1 protein-coding gene is annotated in these 437 nt (G+C 67.3%); it reads left to right on the top strand.

What is annotated here, in order from left to right; all coding sequences use genetic code 11:
• On the top strand, nucleotides 1–437 hold a 437-nt coding region (locus tag EOA28_RS38230; RefSeq protein WP_189342434.1), incomplete at both ends, for a dihydroxy-acid dehydratase.

Genomic DNA, 437 nt, shown 5'->3' with positions numbered 1-437 from the left:
ACCTGATGCCGTCGGGCCGGTTCCTGATGGAAGATTTCTACTACGCCGGGGGGCTGGCTGCGGTCATGGCGTCGCTGGATGGGGCGGGGTTTCTCCATCGCGACGCCATGACCGTCAGCGGAAAGACGATCGGCGAGCTGGTCGACGGCGCGCCGAACTACAACAGCGAGGTAATCCGGCCGCTCGACCGGCCGCTGACCAGGGAAGGCGGCATATCGGTGCTGCGCGGCAACCTTGCGCCCAACGGCGCCGTCATAAAGCCCTCGGCGGCGACGCCGGCGCTGATGCAGCACCGGGGCAGGGCGGTGGTCTTCGAGAATATCGAGCACTACTACGCCCGCATCGACGACCCGGACCTCGGCATCGACGCCTCGTCGGTGATGGTGCTCAAGAATTGCGGGCCGCGCGGCTATCCGGGCATGGCCGAGGTCGGCAAC

Source organism: Mesorhizobium sp. M2A.F.Ca.ET.067.02.1.1 (assembly GCF_004023285.1).
Taxonomy (GTDB): Bacteria; Pseudomonadota; Alphaproteobacteria; order Rhizobiales; family Rhizobiaceae; genus Mesorhizobium.
Note: the sequence above shows the minus strand (reverse complement) of the source record. Positions and strands in the feature narration are given on the sequence as shown.